This is a genomic window from Aeromonas sp. YN13HZO-058 (genome assembly GCF_001921245.1).
GTDB lineage: Bacteria > Pseudomonadota > Gammaproteobacteria > Enterobacterales > Aeromonadaceae > Aeromonas > Aeromonas allosaccharophila.
In genome coordinates this window covers 1-20,673 of record NZ_MQSY01000014.1, presented here as the reverse complement: position 1 = coordinate 20,673, position 20,673 = coordinate 1, and the positions used below count along the sequence as shown (strand labels likewise).

The following is a 20,673-nucleotide window of genomic DNA, read 5'->3' as shown; positions in this document are numbered from 1 at the left end:
GACATTACAAAAACAGAGGTCACAAGAATGAGCGATGAAAAGCTGAAAGACCCGTCCCGCCGCAATCTGATCAAGGGAGTTGGCGTGGTCGCCACCATAGGCGTGCTGGCCGGTGCCACCGGTCGGGTGGTGGGCAAAGAGGTGCTGACCCACGACACCGAGCCTGACAAGGGCTATCGGGAGACCCCCCACGTTCACGACTTTTATCGCACCCTGCGCGGCACCGACTGAGCCGGATCAGTGAAGGAGAACTCATGAAACTGACAAAACGTGCCGAGCAGCCCCAGGCGGGCGAGCAGGGCAATGAGGCCATTCGCGGTCAGGGGCTGACCCGTCGCGCCTTTATGGTCAACTCGGGTCTGGTGGCCGGTGGCGCCGTGGCCGCCGGTTGGCTGGCCCCTGCCATGATGCAGCGGGCCGAGGCCAAAACCGTGGCCGCCGAGGTGCCGGTCGAGGTGAAGCGCACCATCTGCTCCCACTGTTCGGTGGGCTGCGGCGTCTATGCCGAGGTGCAGAATGGCGTCTGGACCGGTCAGGAGCCGGCTTTTGATCACCCCTTCAACCTTGGCGGCCACTGCGCCAAGGGGGCTGCCCTGCGCGAGCACGGCCACGGTGAGCGTCGCCTCAAGTACCCGATGAAGCTGGTGGGCGGCAAGTGGCAGCGCATCAGCTGGGATCAGGCCATCGAAGAGGTGGGCAACGAAGTGCTGCGCCTGCGCAAGGAGTCCGGCCCCGACAGCGTCTACTGGCTCGGCTCGGCCAAGCACTCCAACGAGCAGGCCTACCTGTTTCGCAAGATGGCGTCCCTGTGGGGCACCAACAATGTGGATCACCAGGCGCGCATCTGCCACTCCACCACGGTGGCTGGCGTCGCCAACACCTGGGGCTACGGCGCCATGACCAACAGCCTGAACGACATGCACAACAGCAAGTCGATCATGTTTATCGGCTCCAACCCAGCGGAGGCGCACCCGGTCGCCATGCAGCACATCCTGCTGGCGAAAGAGCGCAACGGCTGCAAGATCCTGGTAGTCGACCCGCGTCGCACCCGCACCGCCGCCAAGGCGGACATGTACCTCTCCCTGCGCCCGGGTACCGACGTCGCCTTTATCTGGGGCATGCTCTGGCACATCTTCAAGAACGGCTGGGAAGACAAGGAGTTCATCCGCACCCGCGTCTACGGCATGGACGAGGTGCAAAAAGAGGTGGCGCGCTGGACTCCGGCAGAAGTGGAGCGGGTGACCGGCCTTAACGAACAACAAGTGCACGATGCCGCCAAGCTGCTGGCCGACAACCGTCCCGGCTGCGTGGTCTGGTGCATGGGCGGTACCCAGCACACCACCGGCAACAACAACACCCGCGCTTACTGCATCCTCGAACTGGCCCTCGGCAACGTGGGCAAGAGCGGGGCGGGCACCAACATCTTCCGCGGTCACGACAACGTGCAGGGCGCCACCGACTTTGGCGTCACCTCCGACTCCCTGCCCGGTTACTACGGGCTGGAAGAGGGCTCCTGGAAGCACTGGGCCCGGGTGTGGGATGTCGATTACGAGTGGATCAAGGCGCGTTTTGACAACAAGGCCTACAACGGCAAGTTGCCGATGAACAACAATGGCATTCCGGTCTCCCGCTGGGTGGACGGGGTGCTGGAGAACGCCGATCTCATCGAGCAGGGCTCCAACATCCGCGCCATGTTCTACTGGGGCCATGCGGTCAACTCCCAGACTCGCGGCCCCGAGATGAAGAAGGCGATGCAAAAGCTCGACATGATGGTGATTGTCGACCCGTATCCCACCGTCGCCTCGGTGATGAACGATCGCACCGACGGCGTCTACCTGCTACCCGCCACCACCCAGTTCGAGACCTATGGCTCCGTCACCGCCACCAACCGCTCCATGCAGTGGCGCGACAAGGTGATCGAGCCCCTGTTCGAATCCAAGGTCGACCACGAGATCATGTATCTCTTGAGCAAGAAGCTCGGCTTTGCCGATGAGCTGTTCAAGCACATCAAGGTGGAGAACAACCAGCCACTGCTGGAAGACATCACCCGCGAATACAACCGCGGCATGTGGAGCGTGGGCTACACCGGCCAGAGCCCGGAGCGGCTCAAGGCGCACCAGCAGAACTGGCACACCTTCCACAAGACCAACCTCAAGGCCGAGGGCGGCCCGGTCAGCGGCGAAGTGTACGGTCTGCCGTGGCCCTGCTGGGGCACTCCGGAGATGAAACACCCCGGCAGCCACATCCTCTACGACACCAGCATTCCGGTCTCGGAAGGGGGCGGCGGTTTCCGCGCCCGTTTCGGCATCGAGTATCAGGGCGTCTCGCTGCTGGCCGAAGACTCCTGGCCGAAGGGAAGCGAGGTGGAAGATGGCTATCCCGAGATCACTGCTGACCTGATGAAGCAGCTCGGTTGGTGGGATGAGCTGACCGAGGCCGAGAAGAAAGAGGCCGAGGGCAAGAACTGGAAGACCGACCTCTCTGGCGGCATCCAGCGGGTCGCCATCAAGCACGGCTTCGTGCCCTACGGCAACGCCAAGGCGCGCTGCGTAGTGTGGACCTTCCCGGATCAGGTGCCCAAGCACCGTGAGCCGCTCTACACCCCGCGCCGGGATCTGTTGGCCGACTACGCCACCTGGCCTGATTCGAAGAGCCTGTGGCGCCTGCCGACCCAGTACGCCTCGGTGCAGGAGAAGGATGTCAGCAAGGAGTTCCCCATCATCCTCACCTCCGGCCGTCTGGTGGAGTACGAGGGGGGCGGTGACGAGACCCGCTCCAACCCCTGGCTGGCTGAATTGCAGCAGGAGATGTTCGTCGAGATGAACCCGGCGGATGCAAACGACGTCGGTGTGCGCGACGGTCAGGATGTCTGGGTGGAGGGGCCGGAAGGGGGCCGGGTCAAGGTGAAGGCGCTGGTGACCCCGCGGGTCAAGCCGGGGCTCGCCTTTATGCCGTTCCACTTCGGCGGCCACTTCGAGGGCCAGGATCTGCGATCCAAATATCCGGAAGGGTCTGATCCCTATGTGCTGGGGGAGTCGGTCAACATAGTCACCACCTATGGCTATGACCCGGTCACCCAGATGCAGGAGACCAAGGTCACCCTGTGCCGTTTTCGCAAAGTAGGAGCCTGATCCCATGGCCAGAATGAAATTCATGTGTGACACCAAGCGCTGCATCGAGTGCAACGGCTGTGTGACGGCGTGCAAGAACGAGAACGATGATGCCCTCGAGTGGGGCATCCAGCGCCGCCGGGTGGTGACCCTCAACGACGGCCTGCCGGGTGAGACCTCCATCTCGGTCGCCTGCATGCACTGCACCGACGCCCCCTGCATGGCGGTCTGCCCGGCCGACTGCTTCTATCACACCGACGATGGCATAGTGCTGCACAACAAGGATCTCTGCATCGGTTGTGGCTACTGCCTGTTTGCCTGCCCGTTCGGTGCGCCCCAGTTCCCGAAAACCGCCGCCTTTGGCGATCGGGGCAAGATGGACAAGTGCACCTTCTGCGCCGGTGGCCCGGAGGAAGATCACAGCGAGGCGGAGCGCCAGAAGTACGGTGCCAACCGCATCGCCGAGGGCAAGCTGCCCATGTGTGCCGAGCTCTGCTCCACCAAGGCGCTGCTGGCGGGGGATGCGCAGGTGATCTCCGACATCTTCCGCGAGCGGGTCGCCTATCGCGGCGCCCCTCATGCGGGCTGGGGTGAGGATGATAAGGCGCTCTATCGCGACGCCAGCAAACCTCACGATGGCAAAGGCAAGGGGCTCAAGCTTGGCAAGCAGGAGGATGGCCAATGAGACACTGGCTGACAGCGCTGCTGACGGCCTTGCTGCTGTTCAGCACGCCCGGCTTCGCCGATGCGCAGAAGGAGACGATCGGCTTTGCCGGCGCCGACTACTGGCGGGCGGTGAAGGATGGGCAGGAGGGGGTGACCAGCTCCCGCTCGCCGGAACACGGGGTGCTGATCTCGGTGCCGGGTCAGCTCTGGTTCGAGGTGAAGACCAAGTGGGTGTCGCCGCTCGGTGCCATCGCCATCTTTGGGTCCTTGGCCATGTGCGGCCTGATGTACTGGGCGGTGGGGCCGACCAAGCTCTCCAAGCCGCGCACCGGGCGCAAGCTCAAGCGCTGGAGTCGGCTGGATCGGGCGCTGCACTGGACCACGGCGGGCATGTTCCTGACCCTCTCTGGCTCGGGGCTGGCCATCATCTACGGCAAGCACTTTATCAAGCCGGTGGTGAGCCTCGGGGTGTGGGAGAACTGGATCTGGTTTGCCAAGGTGTTCCACAACTACGTGGGGCCGCTCTTCTTCCTCTGCCTGATGGGGGTGCTCATCAAGTGGTTCCGCCACAACATCGTCAACATGGTGGATGTGCAGTGGTTCATGAAGGCGGGTGGCATGCTGGGCCCCCACAAGGGGAGTCACCCCTCGGCGGGCTTCTCCAACGGCGGCGAGAAGGCGATCTTCTGGCTGCTGATCTGGTTTGGCGGCATTGTGGTGGCGACCGGGCTGTTTCTGGACTTCCCCATCTTCGGCCAGCTGCGCCGCCAGATGGAGTGGGCCAGCTTTATCCATATCGTCGGAGCGCTGATCCTTATCTGCGGTTTTATCTTCCATATCTACATGGGCCTGTTCCAGCTGGAAGGGGCGCTGGAGGGGATGGTGACCGGCGAGGTGGATGAGACCTGGGCCAAGGAGCACCACGACCTCTGGTATGAAGAGGTGAAGCACACGCTTGATGAGCCCAAGGCGGGTAAATCAAGCTGATGGTCGACAAAGAGTAAAGGAAAGGGGCGCTGAGGCGCCCCTTTTGATGGCGGGTCGACCGTGATGGCAAATTGATTGAGTAGTGCCGCGAACGGTGGTGGTTTTTTGGGCCACCTTGAGCAACAGTAACAGGGGTTCCATTCACAGAAGGGATGACAAATGATGAGAAAAGCATGGCTGGCAGCGGTATGTGCATCGGCGCTATTCGGTGGTATGGCGGGCGTGGCGCAGGCGGCTGATGGGATCAAGACCCAGCAGGTGCAGTTCAAGAAGGGGGAGTCCGGGGCGACCATCAACGGCACCATTCAGGGCAGCCAGACCCTCGATTACAAGCTGACGGCCAACAAGGGCCAGAGCATGGTGGTGATCCTGACCGGCAAGCCCTACTTCAATATTCTGCCGCCAGGCAGCACGGGGGAGGCGATCTTTATCGGCTCCACCGAAGGGAACAACTTTGAGGCAACCCTGCCTGCCAAGGGCACTTATACCATTCGGGTCTACCAGATGGGGGCGGCCGAGAGCAGCAAGGCCAAGACGCCGTTCAAGCTGGAGGTGGGCATCAGCGGCTAATGCCAGCAGCTGACAAGCATCACGACGGTGGCGGCCACAAAGGGCCGCCACCGTTGTTTTATCCCCTCTGTTTTTGCCTCGCCAAGGTCAATATTCACCCCGGGCCAGCCGTTCGAAGTAGCTCTGATAACGCCCGCTGGCGATGGCCTGCTGCAACTGCTGATTGAACTGATCCCGCAGTTTGGCCGAATCCGGCATCTTGCGCGGGAACATCACGAAGCTGTCGTTGCGCAGAAAAGGGGTCTGACTGTGGGTGATGAGTGCCGCGCTGGCGGGATCGAGCTGGCTCTGCAGCTCGGCCAGACCGACCCGCAGCTCTTGCGGATAGAGGTCGATCCGCCCGCGCAGCAGCTTGCCGAAATTCTGTTTCACGTCGGTGACTTTCTGTTGGGTTACCTTGCCGTCGGCCACCATCTTGTCCAGCTCGGGCCCGTAGCTGTAGGCGATATCGCCCCCCAACCGCATGCCGATGATTTGTTCAAGGCGCTCGGCCCGCAATTTCCGTGCTTTGAGGGAGAAGAAGACAAACTGCTCCTGCAGCACCGCCTCGCTGAACAGAAAATCCTGCTCTCGCTCCGGCTTGTACATCCAGACGGCGGTGGCGTCGTAGAGCTGGCTGTTGGCTGCCAGTGAATAGACCCGCCCCCAGGGGGCGAAGTGAAACGTCACTTCATAGCCCGCCTCCTTGAACAGATCGCGGATGAGATGGGCCACCGGCCCGTGCTGTTTGGACTGCTCCGAGACAAAGGGGGGCCACTCGCCGACGATGATATTGAGCACCCGCCCCGGTGCGGCGAGAGCCGACTGGCAGGTCAGACACAACCACAGAGCAAGCAGCGGGATCAGGCGCATGGCAGCAAGAAGGGGGCGCAGGCTGGCTGAGTCGAGGGCATCAGGGTCACTCCCGGCTGGAATGCGGTTAAGGGGGTTGGGTTGTCCGCAATGCTAACATGAGTCTCATTCCTTGCCGTGGATATTTGTCTCGCCGAGGGCGCCGGGCGCCTATTTTGGCCGCAGGGTATGCCCAAGCTCACAAAACCGATCGATTAAACGTCATATGATTGATTTCATTATGAGTCTTACTCTCCTGCCGAACGGCAATTTCACGTAAATCAAAGAGAATGACTATGGCTACCGGACAATATCTGCTGTGGAAAGATGCTCAGGGACAGGCTTTTCGCCCCGTTGCACTGACCGGCACCGATCTGCTCAACAATCGATACCTCAACAAGGGCACTGCCTTCACCGAACAGGAGCGGGCCGATTTCGATCTCGACGGCCTGTTGCCCCCTCAGGTGCAAACCTTTGAAGCCCAGCTCGAACGGGTTTATGAAGGGTTCAAGAGCGCCTGCAGCGACATCGAGAAGTACCAGAACCTGCGGGCGCTGCAGGATCGCAACGAAACCCTCTTCTACGCTCTGTTGTCGCGCCATGTGGAGGAGATGACTCCCTACATCTATACCCCGACCGTCGGCAAGGCGTGTCAGGAGTTCAGCCACCGCTTCCAGAAGCCGCGTGGTCTCTATATCACTCCCGACAACGTGGATGACATGGGGATCCAGGCCCGTCACTTCGATGCCAAGTCGATCCGCATTATCGTCGTGACCGACAGCCAGGGCATTCTGGGGATCGGCGACCAGGGGGTCGGTGGCATGGGGATCCCCATCGGCAAGCTGGCGCTCTATACCCTGGGGGCCGGGATCCATCCTGCCTGTTGTATGCCCATCGCGCTGGATGTGGGTACCGACAACCAGAAACTGCTCGATGACCCCATGTATCTGGGCCGCCCGCACAAGCGCATTCGTGGCAAGGAATATGAAGATTTCATCGACAAGTTCGTGCAGGGGGTCAAGCGTCACTTCCCCAATGCCGTGCTGCAGTGGGAAGACTTCAGCAAATCCAACGCCTTCAACAATCTGGCCCGCTACCAGCAGGCGCTGCCGTCGTTCAACGATGACATTCAGGGCACCGGCGCCGTGGTGCTGGCCGGTATCATCGGCGCGGTCAAGGTCAAGGGGGAAACCCTCGGCCAGCAGAACTATCTGGTCTATGGCGCCGGTGCTGGCGGGGTTGGCGTCGCGGATCAGATCTGCGCGGGGATGATCCGCGAAGGGATGGATCCGCAGGCGGCGCGTGATCGCATCTACATTCTGGATACCCAGGGACTGGTGTGTGACAACCGCGAAGGGCTCGATGAATACAAACGCCGCTATGCCAAGCCGGGTCTGCTGCTGGCGGGCTGGGATACCGAGGTGGCGGGCAAGGCCAATCTGGCCGATGTGTTGCGCCACGTGCCTATCACTGTGCTGCTGGGGACCAGCGGCTCGGGTGGTGCCTTCAAGGAAGAGCATATCCAGTTGCTGCAAAAGCACTGCGAGCGCCCCATGGTGTTCCCGCTCTCCAACCCGACCGCCAACTGTGAAGCGCTGCCGGAGGATATCTACCGCTGGAGCAACGGCAAGGCTATCGTCGCCACCGGCAGCCCGTTCAAGGATGTCGCTTTTGAGGGCAAGGATTACCGTATCGGTCAGGGCAACAACGTCTTTATCTTCCCCGGTGTGGGGCTGGCGGCGATTGTTAGCCAGATCCGCGAGATCACCCCGGATATCTTCACCACCGCCGCTTTTGCACTGGCCGAGTGCGTGAGCGAGGAGGATTTGGCACAGGGCTCCGTCTATCCGCGTATTCGCGAGCTGCGCAGCATTTCGGTGCATGTGGCGACCGCGGTGCTCAAAGATATCGTGCGCCGGGATCCCTCCCACCCGCTGATCGGTCAGGATCTGCAGCAGCATATCCTCCACCATATGTGGGAGCCGGTTTACCTGCCCTATCGCCGGGTATAGGTCGCGAACGGGTTTTGCTAACACATTGATAGTAAAGGGGGATGGCATGGCCACCCCCTTTTTTCTGCGGTTTTCCGCTCAGGTTGTCAAGCTGGTAGCCAAAGCGCAAGTCATCTCATGATGATGGGCTATCGCCTTCGCCATCTCCTTTACCCGGCGTACAAAACATCACCCTGTTGAATTCAATCTCAATAAACCTGGCAGAAAAACGATTGGCGTTCGCCACAATAATGCGTAAAATCGCATACTCGATGCTTGTAGCAACGAATCCCGCCTAAAAAGCCAGTTTCATGCCTTCCCCAAGCAGTAAAAGGTAACAAGTGACGCGTTTGTGTTCATTTTGTGCCTTGAAAAAGTCTTGTGATAACTGAAAAGTGATAAATATCCCCATCAGTTATCAAAAAATTAAGGACATCCATGTTTTCCTTAGTCAAGCAAAGTGTCGCCGGGCTGCAAATCCTGTTTGTCGCCTTCGGTGCCATGGTTCTGGTGCCCCTGCTCACCGGATTGAACCCCTCCATGGCCCTGCTTGGCGCCGGTGTGGGCACCCTGTTGTTCCAGCTCTGCACCCGCCGCCAGGTCCCGATTTTCCTCGGTTCCAGCTTTGCCTTCATCGCCCCCATCATCTACGCCACCCAGACCTGGGGATTGCCGTCCACCATGTTTGGCCTGTTTGCCGCCGGTTTTATGTACTTCATCCTGGCCGCGCTGATTCGCGTGCGGGGCATGGGCTTTGTGCACAAATTGTTGCCGCCCGTGGTGATTGGCCCGGTGATCATGGTGATCGGCCTCTCCGTGGCGCAGGTTGCCTGCAACATGGCGATGGGTCGTGCCGGTGGTGAGCAGGTGGTGCCTGCGGGAACTGCGCTGACGCTGGCCGGTATCTCGCTGGCGGTCACCCTGATTGCAGCCGTGTTCTGCAAGGGCTGGATCAAGCTGATCCCCATCCTGTGCGGTGTGATTGCCGGTTATGTCTCTGCCGTGCTGATGGGCCAGGTGAACTTCGACGGTCTGATCAACACCCCCTGGCTGGCGCTGCCTCACTTCGAAACGCCGGAGATAAACTGGGCCGCGGCCCTGTTTATGCTGCCGGTAGCGATTGCCCCCTGTATCGAGCATATCGGTGGCGTGCTGGCCATCGGTGGGGTAACCGGGCAGGACTACACCAAGAACCCGGGCCTGCACCGTACACTGGCCGGTGACGGCATCGGTGTCTGCTTCGCCGGTTTCATCGGTGGCCCACCCGTGACCACCTACGCCGAAGTGACCGGTGCCGTGATGATCACCCGCAACTTCAATCCGGTCACCATGACCTGGGCCGCCGTGTTTGCCATCATTCTGGCCTTCTTCGGCAAGTTCAATGCGCTGCTCACCTCCATCCCGATGCCGGTAATGGGCGGTATCATGCTGCTGCTGTTCGGGTCCATCGCCGCCATCGGTCTCAAGACCCTGGTGGAATCCAAGGTGGATCTGGGGCTGTCACGCAATATCGCCATCGTCGCCGTGACCCTGACCGTGGGTGTCGGTGCGCTGGAGATGAAGATTGGTGACTTCGCGCTGGCCGGTGTTGGTCTGGCCTCCGTTGCCGCCATCCTGCTCAATCTGATCCTGCCGGCACACTCCGAAGAGGGTGTGATGGACGCCGCCAAGGATTGAGTGTCGCCAGACGTTCATTGTTGATTTGGAGAAGGCCACCTCGCGGTGGCCTTCTGTTTTTCAGGTCTCTTGCGCCAGTTTTCGGCTCGGCTGAGCCCATCAGGAAGGTAATCTGGAAGCAGATGAGGAGGTTAGCTCTCTCATTTGACGTATCTCTTTTCGTGACCTTAGCTAAAGGACAGGTTTGGCTCTGAGGTCTCCTTGAGCTGTATGGGAAAATGGATGTTGGCGTTTTCAATCATTTCTCTCCCAAACCCCTGTCATGGAACGATGCGCCCCTTCTCTGCCACGGCGCTGTTGCACGGCACCGGTTTTATCCGCCCCTGTCCACACGCTTCCCTCATGCTGCTCTGGCATGTTTTCCATCTCGATTCGTTGTGAGCCTCTCTCGCCAGTGGTGTTTTATCGCGCGCTGGCCAAATCCGGATCTGTTTGCTGCTGCACATGGGTGGGCGGCGAGCCGTGAAAGCCGGCATGACCCCGGCGGGTCAGACGTGCACCGCCATCGGTAATGGCGGATGTTCAGGGATGAATGGCAAGCAAAGCGAGGTTGCAATGAACTATCAACTGCTGTGGAAAAGTGCAATTTTTTCAGTCTCTTCCATGATGGCGATGAGCGCGGTTCAGGCGGCGCCATTGAACGTGATGACCGAGGATTACCCGCCGTTCAACATGCAGGGGGAGGGGGGCAAGATTGTCGGGCTGTCGACCGAGGTGGTCGAAGAGCTGTTCAAGCGTGCCGGGGTTGAATACAAGCTGACCCTGATGCCGTGGAAGCGAGCGTACGAAGATACCCTTGGCACCCCCAATACCGCCCTCTACTCTACGACCCGTACCCCGGAGCGGGAAGCGCTGTTCAAGTGGGTCGGGCCGCTGGTCAATAACAACTGGGTCTTTTTCTCCAGTTCGACCGCCAATATCACCGTCTCTTCGCTGGACGATGCCAAGCAGTATTCGGTGGGGGGTTATAACGGCGATGCAGCGGCCGAGTATCTCAAGGCGCAGGGATTCACCAAGTTGCAGCTGGCGGCCAACGATACCGCCAACGTGAAGAAACTGGAGGCAGGCCGCATCGATCTCTGGGCTACCGGCCAGTATCTGGCCCCCTATCTGGCCAACAAGGAGAAAGTCGCCAGTCCCAAGCAGGTCTTCGTGTTCAAGGAAACCCAGATGAGTTTGGCGTTTAACAAGGATACGCCCGATGAGCTCATCACCAGGCTCAACGAGATCCTGGCCGCCATGAAGGCGGATGGCACCATCGACAAGATCAATGCCAAGTACCAGTAACAGTACCAATAGCAGGTGCCACGCAAGGGCACTGCGCCGGCTGTCGTAAAAACCGGGAGGAAGCCATGGATTGGAAAAGTCTGACGTTCAGGATTGCCGTGTTGACCTCCCTGTCGGTGAGTCTGCTGCTGGTATTGTTTGGTGCCTACAACTACAACGCCGCCAGAGCGGAGAGCTACAGCAAACAGAGTGCGCTGGTCGAACAGGCTATCGGCCGGCTGCGGCTCTCCCTGCCCGGCCCTCTGTGGAATTATGAATCGACCTTCATCGAGGCATCGCTCAAGTCCGAGCTGGCGGCCGACATCCTCAGCACTTTACTGGTGGTCAACAAGGAGAAGCTGGTGGCCGGGTTTGCCCGTGACACGGCGGGCGCCATTATCCCCGTGACGGCCATGCCTGCCGATATCTCTGCCTATGGGGGATATGATCTGGTCTATGACGACAGCGGCCAGAAAAACACCGTGGCCCGATTGCTGGTGCAAACCAGTGATGCCACCATTCAGGCCCACTTGCGCCAGCAGTTGCTTACCACCGTCTGGCAGATCCTGGTGCTCGATCTCTGCATCATCGCACTGCTGATGGTGCTCATTCACCGCAATGTGCTGAGGCCACTTCATCAGATGAATCAGGCGGTATTTGATCTGGCCAAAGGGGAGGGGGATCTGACCCGGCGACTCAAGATCAACCGTCAGGATGAGATGGGGACGCTGGCCACCAACATCAACCACTTTATTGCCAAGCTGCAGGATATGGTGGCGGAGATTAATGAGCTGTCCGCCGGAGTGCTGCAAAATGCCGAACGCTGCGACACTCTCTCGGCAGATACCCGTATTGGCAGTGACGCCCAGCAGTCCGAGCTGGATCAGGTCGCCACCGCCATTACCGAAATGAGTCAGGCGGTGCAGGAGGTGGCTGGCAACGCGGTGAAAACCTCCGGCGCCACCGATGAGGCCAATCACTATGTGGAGCAGGGTTACCATCTGGCGGGCCATGCCAATGAGGCGATTCATCAGCTGGTGGGTGAGGTGGAGCGGGTCGCTACGCTGATGCGTACCCTATCGACCGAGAGCAGCAGCATCGGCACCATCATCGAAGTGATCAACGGCATTGCCGAACAGACCAATTTACTTGCCCTCAATGCTGCCATCGAGGCGGCCCGCGCGGGCGATCAGGGGCGCGGTTTTGCGGTGGTGGCGGATGAGGTGCGCACCCTGTCAGGCCGTACCCGCCAGTCAACGGAAGAGATCAGTGCCAGCATCAAGCGGCTGCAGCAAGCGACCCAGAATGTCGGGGCCGGGATGCAACAGAGCCAGGAGAAGGCCTCCCGGGCCGGTGCCGAGGCGGCAGATGTGCAGGCTTCGGTGGAGAAGATAAAAAATCAGGTCAGCCTGATCCGCGAGATGAACATGTATATCGCCCAGGCATCGGAGGAGCAGCACTCGGTGGCGGAGGCGGTCAGTCACAGCGTCAACCGCATTGCGACGCTCAACAGCGAGAGCGCAGCCAGAGTGGCACAGGTTGCCGAAGCCAGTAGCGATCTGCGCCAGTTGTCGGCCCAGCTCGACACCCTGCTCAAGCAGTTTCGGGTCTAGTCAGTCAACTCCGCCCCGCCGATGATGCCGGTTCATCCTGCGGGGCCAGTTCCCTTTACTGTGCGGAGCGGCGAGATGTTGTGAGGGACAGGGCACTCTGTATGGTCGTGGTGCTTTTAGCCATGCTCACGCCGCGGTTGTTGCGATTGGCATGGCTGCGACGCGTGGGCATCGTAGCATCATGCTCTGGCCAATACGCACTCCGACAGCGCTGGACGCATATTTTCATTTTCCCCGCTTATGCCTGATTGCATCTATTGTGCCGCTGATCCCGACCCATTAAAATTTCGCGCCATTACACTACATCCTGAGTCGCCATCTGGCCTCATCGGGCGTGGAATCCCATCTTCTTCATGATGAATGCAAATAACAGGTGGTTGGTATGACGGGGGCTGCGCCAGGCAATAACATATCGGCCTATCACTTCGGTGATTATGTCTTTGATGTCAAAAGGCGAGAGCTGATCTTCTGTGCCGACAAGGACAACGTGCAAAGCGCCAGAGTGGTGCGCTTGTCATCGGCCGAGAGCCTTATTTTCAGCTATCTGCTCGATCATCAGGACGAGCTGTGCGACAAGGATCTGCTGCTCGACATCGGCTGGCTGGGTCGCCCCATCAGCCCCAACTCCCTGAACGTGGCCATCGCCAATATTCGCCGCCACTTTGCGTCATCCCCCCAGACGCTGGATATCAGAAGCACCCCGAAAAAAGGCTACTCCCTTCATCTGAACTGCAAGATGAAGTGCGATTACGGCAAGCCGCTGCCCACAGAGAGTGAGCTCTTGCCCGAGCCGGTGAGCGAACCCACGCCCGCTGTGGCTGAGCCGTTATCGTCGACATCACCACGGCCTGAGAATGAGGCTATCAGAGAGCCTGTTTCTGCCGCGGCCCGTTCCTTCGCTGACCGTGTCAAACTCGCCTGCCTCGGCAGTATCGGGCGGCCGATGCTGGCCAGGAGTCTGGTTTACGTCAATCTGGTACTGGCTGTGCTGGTGGTCTTTGTCGCCAGTTATCTCCATTTCGAGTGGCTCCATGTGCAGTGTGCCGACTCGCCGACCGGCGTTGTTTGCCAGATGGAAGCCAGGAGTGACGTGCCGCCAGTCAAACCGGCATCGCTGGTGCTGGTCTCCGGCCACAAGGTCCGCGTGCTTTCCTATAAAGAGCTCGAAAAAACGCTGTAAGGGATCTCTGATGAAACGAACGCTGAAAAATACCTTGCTGCTGTTGCCACTGCTTTTGGTGCTGCTGTTTGTGGCCGGGATGTTTATCAACAGTCTGGGCTGTCATTACGAGCTGAAGATGTCGGCCAACGGGGTCAACTATCACGGGGTGTGTCGCTGGGGAAAAATCACCGTGATTGAAGAGGAGGAGGCAACCAGGGAGAAGTGGCGGGTGACCGGTTTTCAACTGACCTTCTTCAACCAGCTTGTTTACCTCATCGACAGTCGCACCCAGCTGCACGAGTCGGGTAACGATGACTCCTATCTCAACGAGTACAACCTGATCCAGTCGCAATATGCGCTGGTCAATTACGCCTGGGTGCCGCTGACCGAAAACAAGGTGGCGATCTTCCAGCGCGACCCGGTGCACGAGGTCGTGATTGCCCAGCGAGATGGCTGGTTCGATCTCTACCGCTGGTTCTTCCCCCCGGCACCGCGGGTGCCTGTTCAGCCGCAAAGCGCAGGCGCGGAGTGACTCGCTAGTTTCTGAGCAGTTTGCACCAGGGGCCGGTGACCTCGCAGTGGCCGGTCTCGTCGCTGTTTTGCCAGCCAAGTCGATGGTAGAAGGCTAATGCTGCCGTGTTGCGTGTTGCCACCTTGAGCGAGCCGCGCGGCGAATCAGCGAGGCCCCGCTCAAGCAGGGCGCGCCCGATCCCCTGACCGTGCCAGTCGCTTGATACATAGAGGTGATGGACGAAGTGGTCGGGCTGCCAGATGGCGATAAAGCCGCAGATATTGCCCCCCTGTTCGGCTACCCACACCTGTTCACCTTGTGTCTGTTCCTCGAAATCCTCGAGCCGGAAGCGGGCGGGATCGACCCAGTGAAAGGTGTGGCGGCGGCTCTTTAAAAACAGCCGGGCCAGTTGGGGAATGTCTTGTTCTTCCATGAGCCGGATCATGATGACCTCCCGGGTCAAGTCACTGTTCGCTGAGGCAACCGCGTGGCGGCAGCTTAATCTGATGCAAATGACAAGGGTGTGATTAAGCTCTGTCCATTGTATTTGCCATGGGGCTATACTGCCGGAGTCCCATGTATGGATGGCTTGAGGATCGCTGATTTATGGACAATAAACAGATTGAAGGCAACATTTTTGTTCCGGCGCACATAGACGATGTCTGGCACGCATGGACCACCGAGAGCGGTCTGCGCAGTTTTCTGGCTCCCGAATGTTTGATGGTGGCCGAACCGAATGGCCCTTTCGAGATCTACTTCAGGCCTGATGCTCCCTTGGGAGAGCGTGGCAGCGAAGGGTGCCGGGTCATGGCCGTCATGCCCTATGACCTGCTCAGTTTCAGCTGGAATTTCCCGCCCAGCCTGCCCCATATCCGCCAGCAAAAGACCCAGGTGTGCCTGCGCTTTGTGCCGGAAGGGCAGGGTACTCGCCTCTACTTTCTGCAGAGCGGTTGGGCCAATGATCCGGATTGGGATCAGGGTTATGCCTATTTTCGGGAAGAGTGGCTGGAGACCAGCCTGCCACGGTTGCAGTACCGTTTTACCCACGGCCCCATCGACTGGAACAATCCGCCGGACAAGGCGCAGTTGAAGGCGCTGGCTCAGTAATCCCGGATATCAGACATAAAAAAAACCGGCCAAAAGGCCGGTTGAAACAGTTCAGGCTTGTCAGGTGACAAACGTATCCAGCGGATGAGAGTCGCTTTCCACTCCTTGTGAAGCACAACCCTCTTGGTTACGTGCAGCTACTTTATGCCATTCACACTGAATCGAGGCTGAACCATGGATGATCCCGCCTCATGCCCCTCTTCAATCAGATGCTGATCCCCATCGACTGGCGCAAGTAAGCGCCCGCGCCGAGCAGCCCCGGCCCTTCATGGGTGATCAGGAACACCGGGATCTCCTTGAGGTAGGATTTGAAACGCCCCTTGTCTTCAAAGGCGACCCGGAAACCGGAACCGGTAAAGAACTCCTGAAAGCGTGGCACTATGCCGCCAGCGATATAGATGCCGCCGTAGGTACCCATATTGAGCGCCAGATTGCCGGCAAAGCGGCCCATCAGCACGCAGAACAGGCTCAAGGTGCGACGGCAATCGAGACACTCCCCGGCCAGTGCGCGCTCGGTGATGTCTTTGGGGGCGAATGGCTCGGGCTCACGACCATCGGATTTCACCAGCCCACGATAGAGATTGACCAGACCCGGGCCGGAGAGGAAACGCTCGGCCGAGACATGACCCAGTTCGCCACGCATCACCTGCAGCACCGCATCTTCTTCTTCGCTGTTGGCGGCAAAATCCACATGACCCCCTTCACCCGGCAGACTTAGCCACTGCTCGCCCGCTTTGACCAGATGCGCGACCCCAAGGCCGGTGCCCGCGCCATAGATGGCGATGGGTTTACCAGCCACTGGCGCCGCGCCACCCAGCTGGATGCGATCCGATTCAGCCAGTACCGGCACCGCCATCGAGACGGCGGTGAAGTCGTTGATCACCTGCAGGCGAGCCAGCCCGAGATTGCTCTGCATCTCGCTGATGGAGAACTCCCAGCTGTGGTTGGTCATGGCGACCCAGTCACCGTTGATGGGGCAGGCGATGGCGATGCAGGCTTCACCCACTTCTACCTTGTGTTCGTCCAAATAGAGACGTACCACGGCTTCAAGGCTGGGATGGGCCAGACCTGAGTAGGTCTTTGCTTGAGAGATAGTACCGGTGGCCAGCTCACACAGGGCCAGACGCGCATTGGTGCCGCCGACATCGCCGACCAGCGCATGGGTATGCTGCATAACAACTCCTTCGTTACAGGATGGGGACGACTCTGGTGTCCCGAGATTATTGTTGGATTATGACGGCCCATTCTATCCGAGCCGGGCCCCGCTCACTCGCCGGATCGATACAAACGTGCGCCTGCTCACAGTGTTGTTGCTTTGCAACATTTGTAAGCGCTTTCACGGTAAAGTGACGTTTTGTAACGAAAAGTACGAAATAATTAGAGATGAGTCATACTTTGTATGGCAGGCGTTAGTGGCCATAACCGCTTGTCTTGTATAGTCCTTAGCTTGATTGGAAACCTGCTTAGCCGTAGATTGAGTGCAAAGACACTGAAGCTAAATTACAAAAACGCCTGGTGGTGATGATGAATACCCTTGATAAAATTACGAACAACTTGGAAAGTTTCAGTAAATCAGAACGCAAGGTTGCCGAGGTGATCCTGGCGTCTCCCCAGACCGCTATTCACTCCAGCATCGCCGCCCTGGCCAAGATGGCCGACGTCAGTGAACCGACCGTCAACCGCTTTTGCCGTCGTCTCGATACCAAGGGCTTTCCCGATTTCAAACTCCATCTGGCCCAGAGCCTGGCCAATGGCACCCCTTACGTAAATCGTCATGTGGAAGCGGAAGACGGGCCGGATACCTATACCGCCAAGATCTTCGAATCCACCATGGCCTGTCTGGATGCCGCCAAAAACAGCCTGGATATCTCCGCCATCAATCGTTGTGTCGATATTCTGACCCAGTCCAAGAAGATCAGCTTCTTCGGCCTTGGCGCCTCCTCTGCCGTTGCCCGCGATGCCCAGAACAAATTCTTCCGCTTCAATATTCCGGTGGTGAGTTTTGAGGACATCGTCATGATGCGCATGAGCTGCATCAACAGCAGCGAAGGGGATGTGGTGGTGCTGATCTCCCACACCGGCCGCACCAAGGCGCTGGTCGAGATCGCCGCGCTGGCGCGCGAGAACGATGCCACCGTGATCGGCATGACGGCCAAGGATTCCCCGCTGGCCCGCGAGTGCAATCTGGTGCTCTCCATGGATGTACCGGAAGATACCGATGTCTATATGCCGATGGCATCCCGCATCGCCCAGCTGGCGCTGGTGGATGTACTGGCGACCGGTTTTACCCTGCGCCGGGGGATGAAATTTCGCGAAAATCTGAAAAAAGTGAAAGAGGGATTGCGCGAATCCCGCTTCGAAACCCCGCACTCTTCCTGAACCGTCGGGGGCTCCGGCCCCCGACTGTCTATGCCACCCGCCTTGGTGTAGTATTGTAATTTAATAACAAAAACCACCCAGATGGTTTGCAAACGGGTGCATCGAGCCATGGGCTTGATGGGGCAGAATCTCAAGTCATATCAACTTCATATTGGAGTCTTTCATGCCTAGACGTACAAAGATTGTAACCACACTCGGTCCGGCTACCGACCGCGAAGGGATCCTCGAAGGGATCATCCGCGCCGGGGCCGACATGGTGCGGATGAACTTCTCTCACGGCACTGCTGAAGACCATATCCTGCGCGCCAATCAGGTGCGTGACATTGCTGCCAAGCTCGGTCGTCACGTCGCCATCATGGGTGATCTGCAAGGCCCGAAAATCCGTGTTTCCACTTTCAAGGATGGCAAAGTCTATCTGGCCATCGGTGACAAGTTCATTCTCGACGCGGCACTCGGCAAGGGTGAAGGTTGTCAGGAGCAGGTCGGCATCGACTACAAGAGCCTTCCAAACGATGTGGTACCGGGCGACATCCTGCTGCTGGACGATGGCCGTGTGCAACTGAAAGTCGAGCAGGTTGAAGGCACCCGCATTCACACCACGGTGACCGTGGCCGGGCCGCTCTCCAACAACAAGGGCATCAACAAGAAAGGGGGCGGTCTCTCCGCACCGGCCCTGACCGAGAAAGACAAGGAAGACATCAAGACCGCGGCCCTGATGAACGTCGACTACCTGGCGGTCTCCTTCCCGCGCTGTGGCGATGATCTGCGCTACGCCCGCGAGCTGGCCCGTGAAGCAGGCTCCAACGCCAAGATCGTGGCCAAGGTCGAGCGTGCCGAAACCGTCGCGACCGATGAGGCGATGGAAGACATCATCCTCGGTTCCGATGCCGTCATGGTCGCCCGTGGTGATCTCGGTGTCGAGATCGGTGACCCCGAGCTGGTTGGCGTACAGAAGAAGCTGATCCGTCACTCTCGTCGTCTGAACCGTGTGGTCATCACCGCGACCCAGATGATGGAGTCGATGATCAACGCTCCGTTGCCGACCCGTGCCGAAGTGATGGACGTCGCCAACGCCGTGCTGGATGGTACCGATGCGGTGATGCTCTCTGCCGAAACCGCAGCCGGTCAGTTCCCCATCGAGACAGTTACCTCCATGGCGAGCGTCTGTGTCGGTGCCGAGAAGCACCCGAGCCTGAACGTCTCCAACCATCGCATGAACTACACCTTCACCTCGGTGGAAGAGGCAGTGGCCATGTCTACCATGTATGCCGCCAACCACCTGGAAGGGGTCAAGGCGATCGTGGCGCTGACTGAATCCGGCACCACCCCGCTGCTGATGTCCCGTATCAGCTCCGGTCTGCCGATTTTCGCCATGTCTCCCCACAACAAGACCCTGGCCTGGACCAACCTCTACCGTGGCGTTACCCCGGTGATGTTTGACGGTGACGAGACCAAGCCGGTCTACGAAGTGTGTCGCGACGCGCTGGACGTGCTCAAGGCCAAAGGCCTGCTGCAGAGCGGCGACATGGTGCTGCTGACTCACGGTGACAAGATGGAAACCGTGGGCAGTACCAACACCTGCAAGGTGATGATGGTCGAGTAATCACCCCGGCCTGTGCTGTCATCAAAGCTGTTCGCCATTGGCGAGCAGCTTTTTTTTTTGGTTGCCGCACGGGTTTGTGTGCCAAGTGTGAGGTGAGGATGGACTCAATGATTGCCTCCATGGCGCGTCGTCCCGATAATGCGCAGATGACCTGCGCACGACATGCACGACAAACCCGTTTATGTTGGCCATCACCCGAGCTGCGGGTGAGAGGGCGGCTAAACGGGTAACACGGAATGGGAGCAAGAAGATGAACAATCGCAACTGGTTGCTGGCCTTGTCACTGAGTCTGGCCTTCTCACCCTGTTATGCCGACTGGGCCAAGCTCAAGGCCGCTGCCTCCGATCTCGGGACGGCGGTGAGCGAGACCGGCAAGGAGGTGTGGCAGGATGTCAGCGATTTTTCCAAGAAGAGTTGGGCCTCCATCTCCGCCTGGGGTGAGGATGCTTTCAACACCGCCGGAGTCTGGACCGACAAGAGCATCGCGACCGGCAAGGAGTGGTTGAAAGTCGCCGACAAGAAGCTCGACGAGATGTTGAATCCAAAGACGGCGCAAGAGGCCCGGCTGGCCCTTAACACCATGGCAGATACCGCACTGGTGCGGTTGTTCAACGAGCAACCCTCAGCCAAGTTGCTGTTTGACAAGGCTTATGGCTATGCGGTGTTCGATTCGCGCAAGTTTTCCCTGATGCTGCATACCAATCAGGGCGCCGGGGTGGCGGTCAATCGCAAAAACGGCAAGCACACCTATATGAAGATGTTTGGCGCGGGTCTGGCGGCCGGGATCGGCGGCAAGTTCTATCAGCAGGTGATCCTGTTCGAAGACAAGGCCAGATTCGATGCCTTCGTGGCTCAGGGTTGGGAGGCCACCTCCGAAGTGGGGGTGGTGGCCGGCAAGGAGAGTGCCGAGCTGACCGCCAAATACAACGGCGGCATGGCGATCTACCAGATTGGCGAGAAAGGCCTGTTGTTTGATGCCAATATCTCCGGCTCCAAATACTGGATCGACAAGGATCTGACCCAGTAATTGATCATGCTTTGAGCGATCGTAAATTTTTCTTTATTCACAGTGAGTTGTTGTCTGTTTAAACGCAGCAACTTGCAGTAAAAAGAGGGCCACTGGCCCTAATGCCAGTCAGTTAAGCCTGACTGGCATTGTTTTTATTGGCTTTTTTCACACTATACCTCTGTGGCCTTGGC

17 protein-coding genes and 1 pseudogene are annotated in these 20,673 nt (G+C 59.0%); 15 read left to right on the top strand and 3 right to left on the bottom strand.

Features of this window, described 5'->3' with window-relative positions:
* Positions 1 to 27 precede the first annotated feature (27 nt).
* From BSP75_RS01835 to BSP75_RS01815, 5 genes are all read left to right on the top strand, one after another.
* Positions 28 to 231, top strand: coding sequence for a transcriptional initiation protein Tat (locus BSP75_RS01835; protein WP_021229865.1), 204 nt, complete (start codon positions 28 to 30; stop codon positions 229 to 231).
* A 23-nt stretch (positions 232 to 254) separates the two neighbouring features.
* Positions 255 to 3,131, top strand: a complete 2,877-nt coding sequence (locus BSP75_RS01830) for a formate dehydrogenase subunit alpha (protein WP_075112024.1) — start codon at positions 255 to 257, stop codon at positions 3,129 to 3,131.
* Positions 3,132 to 3,135: 4 nt separating this feature from the next.
* Positions 3,136 to 3,795 carry a formate dehydrogenase FDH3 subunit beta gene (fdh3B, locus tag BSP75_RS01825; protein ID WP_075112023.1) on the top strand — a complete coding sequence of 220 codons (660 nt, stop codon included), beginning with the start codon at positions 3,136 to 3,138 and terminating at the stop codon, positions 3,793 to 3,795.
* Positions 3,792 to 4,763 (top strand): formate dehydrogenase subunit gamma, encoded by a 972-nt coding sequence (locus BSP75_RS01820; protein ID WP_075112022.1) that lies wholly within the window; start codon positions 3,792 to 3,794, stop codon positions 4,761 to 4,763. Before fdh3B ends, BSP75_RS01820 begins: the two co-directional genes overlap by 4 nt.
* Before the next feature lie 159 nt (positions 4,764 to 4,922).
* A complete protein-coding gene (locus BSP75_RS01815) occupies positions 4,923 to 5,333 on the top strand; it encodes a DNA breaking-rejoining protein (RefSeq protein WP_232100203.1) in 411 nt (136 codons plus the stop codon).
* An 87-nt stretch (positions 5,334 to 5,420) separates the two neighbouring features.
* Here the strand turns inward: BSP75_RS01815 and BSP75_RS01810 are convergent, their stop codons facing one another.
* Positions 5,421 to 6,185, bottom strand: coding sequence for an ABC transporter substrate-binding protein (locus BSP75_RS01810; RefSeq protein WP_075112021.1), 765 nt, complete (start codon positions 6,183 to 6,185; stop codon positions 5,421 to 5,423).
* 275 nt (positions 6,186 to 6,460) lie between these two features.
* Here BSP75_RS01810 and BSP75_RS01805 point away from each other — a divergent pair, with 275 nt between their 5' ends.
* From BSP75_RS01805 to BSP75_RS01780, 6 genes are all read left to right on the top strand, one after another.
* Positions 6,461 to 8,176, top strand: a complete 1,716-nt coding sequence (locus tag BSP75_RS01805; RefSeq protein ID WP_075112020.1) for an NAD-dependent malic enzyme — start codon at positions 6,461 to 6,463, stop codon at positions 8,174 to 8,176.
* 417 nt (positions 8,177 to 8,593) lie between these two features.
* Positions 8,594 to 9,832, top strand: coding sequence for a uracil-xanthine permease family protein (locus BSP75_RS01800; RefSeq protein ID WP_042060573.1), 1,239 nt, complete (start codon positions 8,594 to 8,596; stop codon positions 9,830 to 9,832).
* Positions 9,833 to 10,387: 555 nt separating this feature from the next.
* Positions 10,388 to 11,119 (top strand): transporter substrate-binding domain-containing protein, encoded by a 732-nt coding sequence (locus BSP75_RS01795; RefSeq protein ID WP_042060596.1) that lies wholly within the window; start codon positions 10,388 to 10,390, stop codon positions 11,117 to 11,119.
* 65 nt (positions 11,120 to 11,184) lie between these two features.
* Positions 11,185 to 12,711: a methyl-accepting chemotaxis protein gene (locus BSP75_RS01790; protein ID WP_075112019.1), complete on the top strand. Its 1,527-nt coding sequence runs from the start codon at positions 11,185 to 11,187 to the stop codon at positions 12,709 to 12,711.
* Positions 12,712 to 13,093: 382 nt separating this feature from the next.
* Positions 13,094 to 13,891 carry a winged helix-turn-helix domain-containing protein gene (locus BSP75_RS01785; protein ID WP_075112018.1) on the top strand — a complete coding sequence of 266 codons (798 nt, stop codon included), beginning with the start codon at positions 13,094 to 13,096 and terminating at the stop codon, positions 13,889 to 13,891.
* A 10-nt stretch (positions 13,892 to 13,901) separates the two neighbouring features.
* Positions 13,902 to 14,405: a hypothetical protein gene (locus BSP75_RS01780; protein ID WP_075112017.1), complete on the top strand. Its 504-nt coding sequence runs from the start codon at positions 13,902 to 13,904 to the stop codon at positions 14,403 to 14,405.
* Positions 14,406 to 14,409: 4 nt separating this feature from the next.
* Here BSP75_RS01780 and BSP75_RS01775 read toward each other — a convergent pair whose 3' ends face one another.
* Complete coding sequence (locus tag BSP75_RS01775; RefSeq protein ID WP_075112016.1) at positions 14,410 to 14,829, bottom strand: GNAT family N-acetyltransferase; 420 nt, start codon at positions 14,827 to 14,829, stop codon at positions 14,410 to 14,412.
* A 161-nt stretch (positions 14,830 to 14,990) separates the two neighbouring features.
* On the opposite strand from BSP75_RS01775, the gene BSP75_RS01770 reads away from it, so the two are divergent.
* Positions 14,991 to 15,491: an SRPBCC domain-containing protein gene (locus BSP75_RS01770; protein WP_042060561.1), complete on the top strand. Its 501-nt coding sequence runs from the start codon at positions 14,991 to 14,993 to the stop codon at positions 15,489 to 15,491.
* Positions 15,492 to 15,696: 205 nt separating this feature from the next.
* Here the strand turns inward: BSP75_RS01770 and glk are convergent.
* A pseudogene (glk, locus tag BSP75_RS01765) lies at positions 15,697 to 16,668 on the bottom strand (glucokinase); the annotation flags it as partial.
* A gap of 347 nt (positions 16,669 to 17,015) precedes the next feature.
* Here glk and BSP75_RS01760 point away from each other — a divergent pair.
* The 3 genes from BSP75_RS01760 (at position 17,016) to BSP75_RS01750 (ending at position 20,500) form a co-directional block, all read left to right on the top strand.
* Positions 17,016 to 17,870 (top strand): MurR/RpiR family transcriptional regulator, encoded by an 855-nt coding sequence (locus BSP75_RS01760; protein ID WP_167335576.1) that lies wholly within the window; start codon positions 17,016 to 17,018, stop codon positions 17,868 to 17,870.
* A 163-nt stretch (positions 17,871 to 18,033) separates the two neighbouring features.
* A complete protein-coding gene (gene pyk / locus BSP75_RS01755; protein WP_042658698.1) occupies positions 18,034 to 19,473 on the top strand; it encodes a pyruvate kinase in 1,440 nt (479 codons plus the stop codon).
* Positions 19,474 to 19,723: 250 nt separating this feature from the next.
* On the top strand, positions 19,724 to 20,500 hold the full coding sequence (locus BSP75_RS01750; RefSeq protein ID WP_058052834.1) for a hypothetical protein: 777 nt from the start codon (positions 19,724 to 19,726) through the stop codon (positions 20,498 to 20,500).
* Positions 20,501 to 20,673 lie beyond the last annotated feature (173 nt).

Excerpts from the sequence above, each read along its gene's own strand:
- BSP75_RS01815 (WP_232100203.1), top strand. The coding sequence starts at position 4,923 with ATGATGAGAAAAGCATGGCTGGCAGCGGTATGTGCATCGGCGCTATTC.
- BSP75_RS01775 (WP_075112016.1), bottom strand. The coding sequence starts at position 14,829 with ATGATCCGGCTCATGGAAGAACAAGACATTCCCCAACTGGCCCGGCTG.
- fdh3B (WP_075112023.1), top strand. The coding sequence starts at position 3,136 with ATGGCCAGAATGAAATTCATGTGTGACACCAAGCGCTGCATCGAGTGC.
- BSP75_RS01785 (WP_075112018.1), top strand. The coding sequence starts at position 13,094 with ATGACGGGGGCTGCGCCAGGCAATAACATATCGGCCTATCACTTCGGT.
- BSP75_RS01790 (WP_075112019.1), top strand. The coding sequence starts at position 11,185 with ATGGATTGGAAAAGTCTGACGTTCAGGATTGCCGTGTTGACCTCCCTG.
- BSP75_RS01750 (WP_058052834.1), top strand. The coding sequence starts at position 19,724 with ATGAACAATCGCAACTGGTTGCTGGCCTTGTCACTGAGTCTGGCCTTC.
- BSP75_RS01795 (WP_042060596.1), top strand. The coding sequence starts at position 10,388 with ATGAACTATCAACTGCTGTGGAAAAGTGCAATTTTTTCAGTCTCTTCC.
- BSP75_RS01770 (WP_042060561.1), top strand. The coding sequence starts at position 14,991 with ATGGACAATAAACAGATTGAAGGCAACATTTTTGTTCCGGCGCACATA.
- BSP75_RS01830 (WP_075112024.1), top strand. The coding sequence starts at position 255 with ATGAAACTGACAAAACGTGCCGAGCAGCCCCAGGCGGGCGAGCAGGGC.
- BSP75_RS01820 (WP_075112022.1), top strand. The coding sequence starts at position 3,792 with ATGAGACACTGGCTGACAGCGCTGCTGACGGCCTTGCTGCTGTTCAGC.
- BSP75_RS01835 (WP_021229865.1), top strand. The coding sequence starts at position 28 with ATGAGCGATGAAAAGCTGAAAGACCCGTCCCGCCGCAATCTGATCAAG.
- BSP75_RS01760 (WP_167335576.1), top strand. The coding sequence starts at position 17,016 with ATGAATACCCTTGATAAAATTACGAACAACTTGGAAAGTTTCAGTAAA.
- pyk (WP_042658698.1), top strand. The coding sequence starts at position 18,034 with ATGCCTAGACGTACAAAGATTGTAACCACACTCGGTCCGGCTACCGAC.
- BSP75_RS01800 (WP_042060573.1), top strand. The coding sequence starts at position 8,594 with ATGTTTTCCTTAGTCAAGCAAAGTGTCGCCGGGCTGCAAATCCTGTTT.
- BSP75_RS01805 (WP_075112020.1), top strand. The coding sequence starts at position 6,461 with ATGGCTACCGGACAATATCTGCTGTGGAAAGATGCTCAGGGACAGGCT.
- BSP75_RS01780 (WP_075112017.1), top strand. The coding sequence starts at position 13,902 with ATGAAACGAACGCTGAAAAATACCTTGCTGCTGTTGCCACTGCTTTTG.
- BSP75_RS01810 (WP_075112021.1), bottom strand. The coding sequence starts at position 6,185 with ATGCGCCTGATCCCGCTGCTTGCTCTGTGGTTGTGTCTGACCTGCCAG.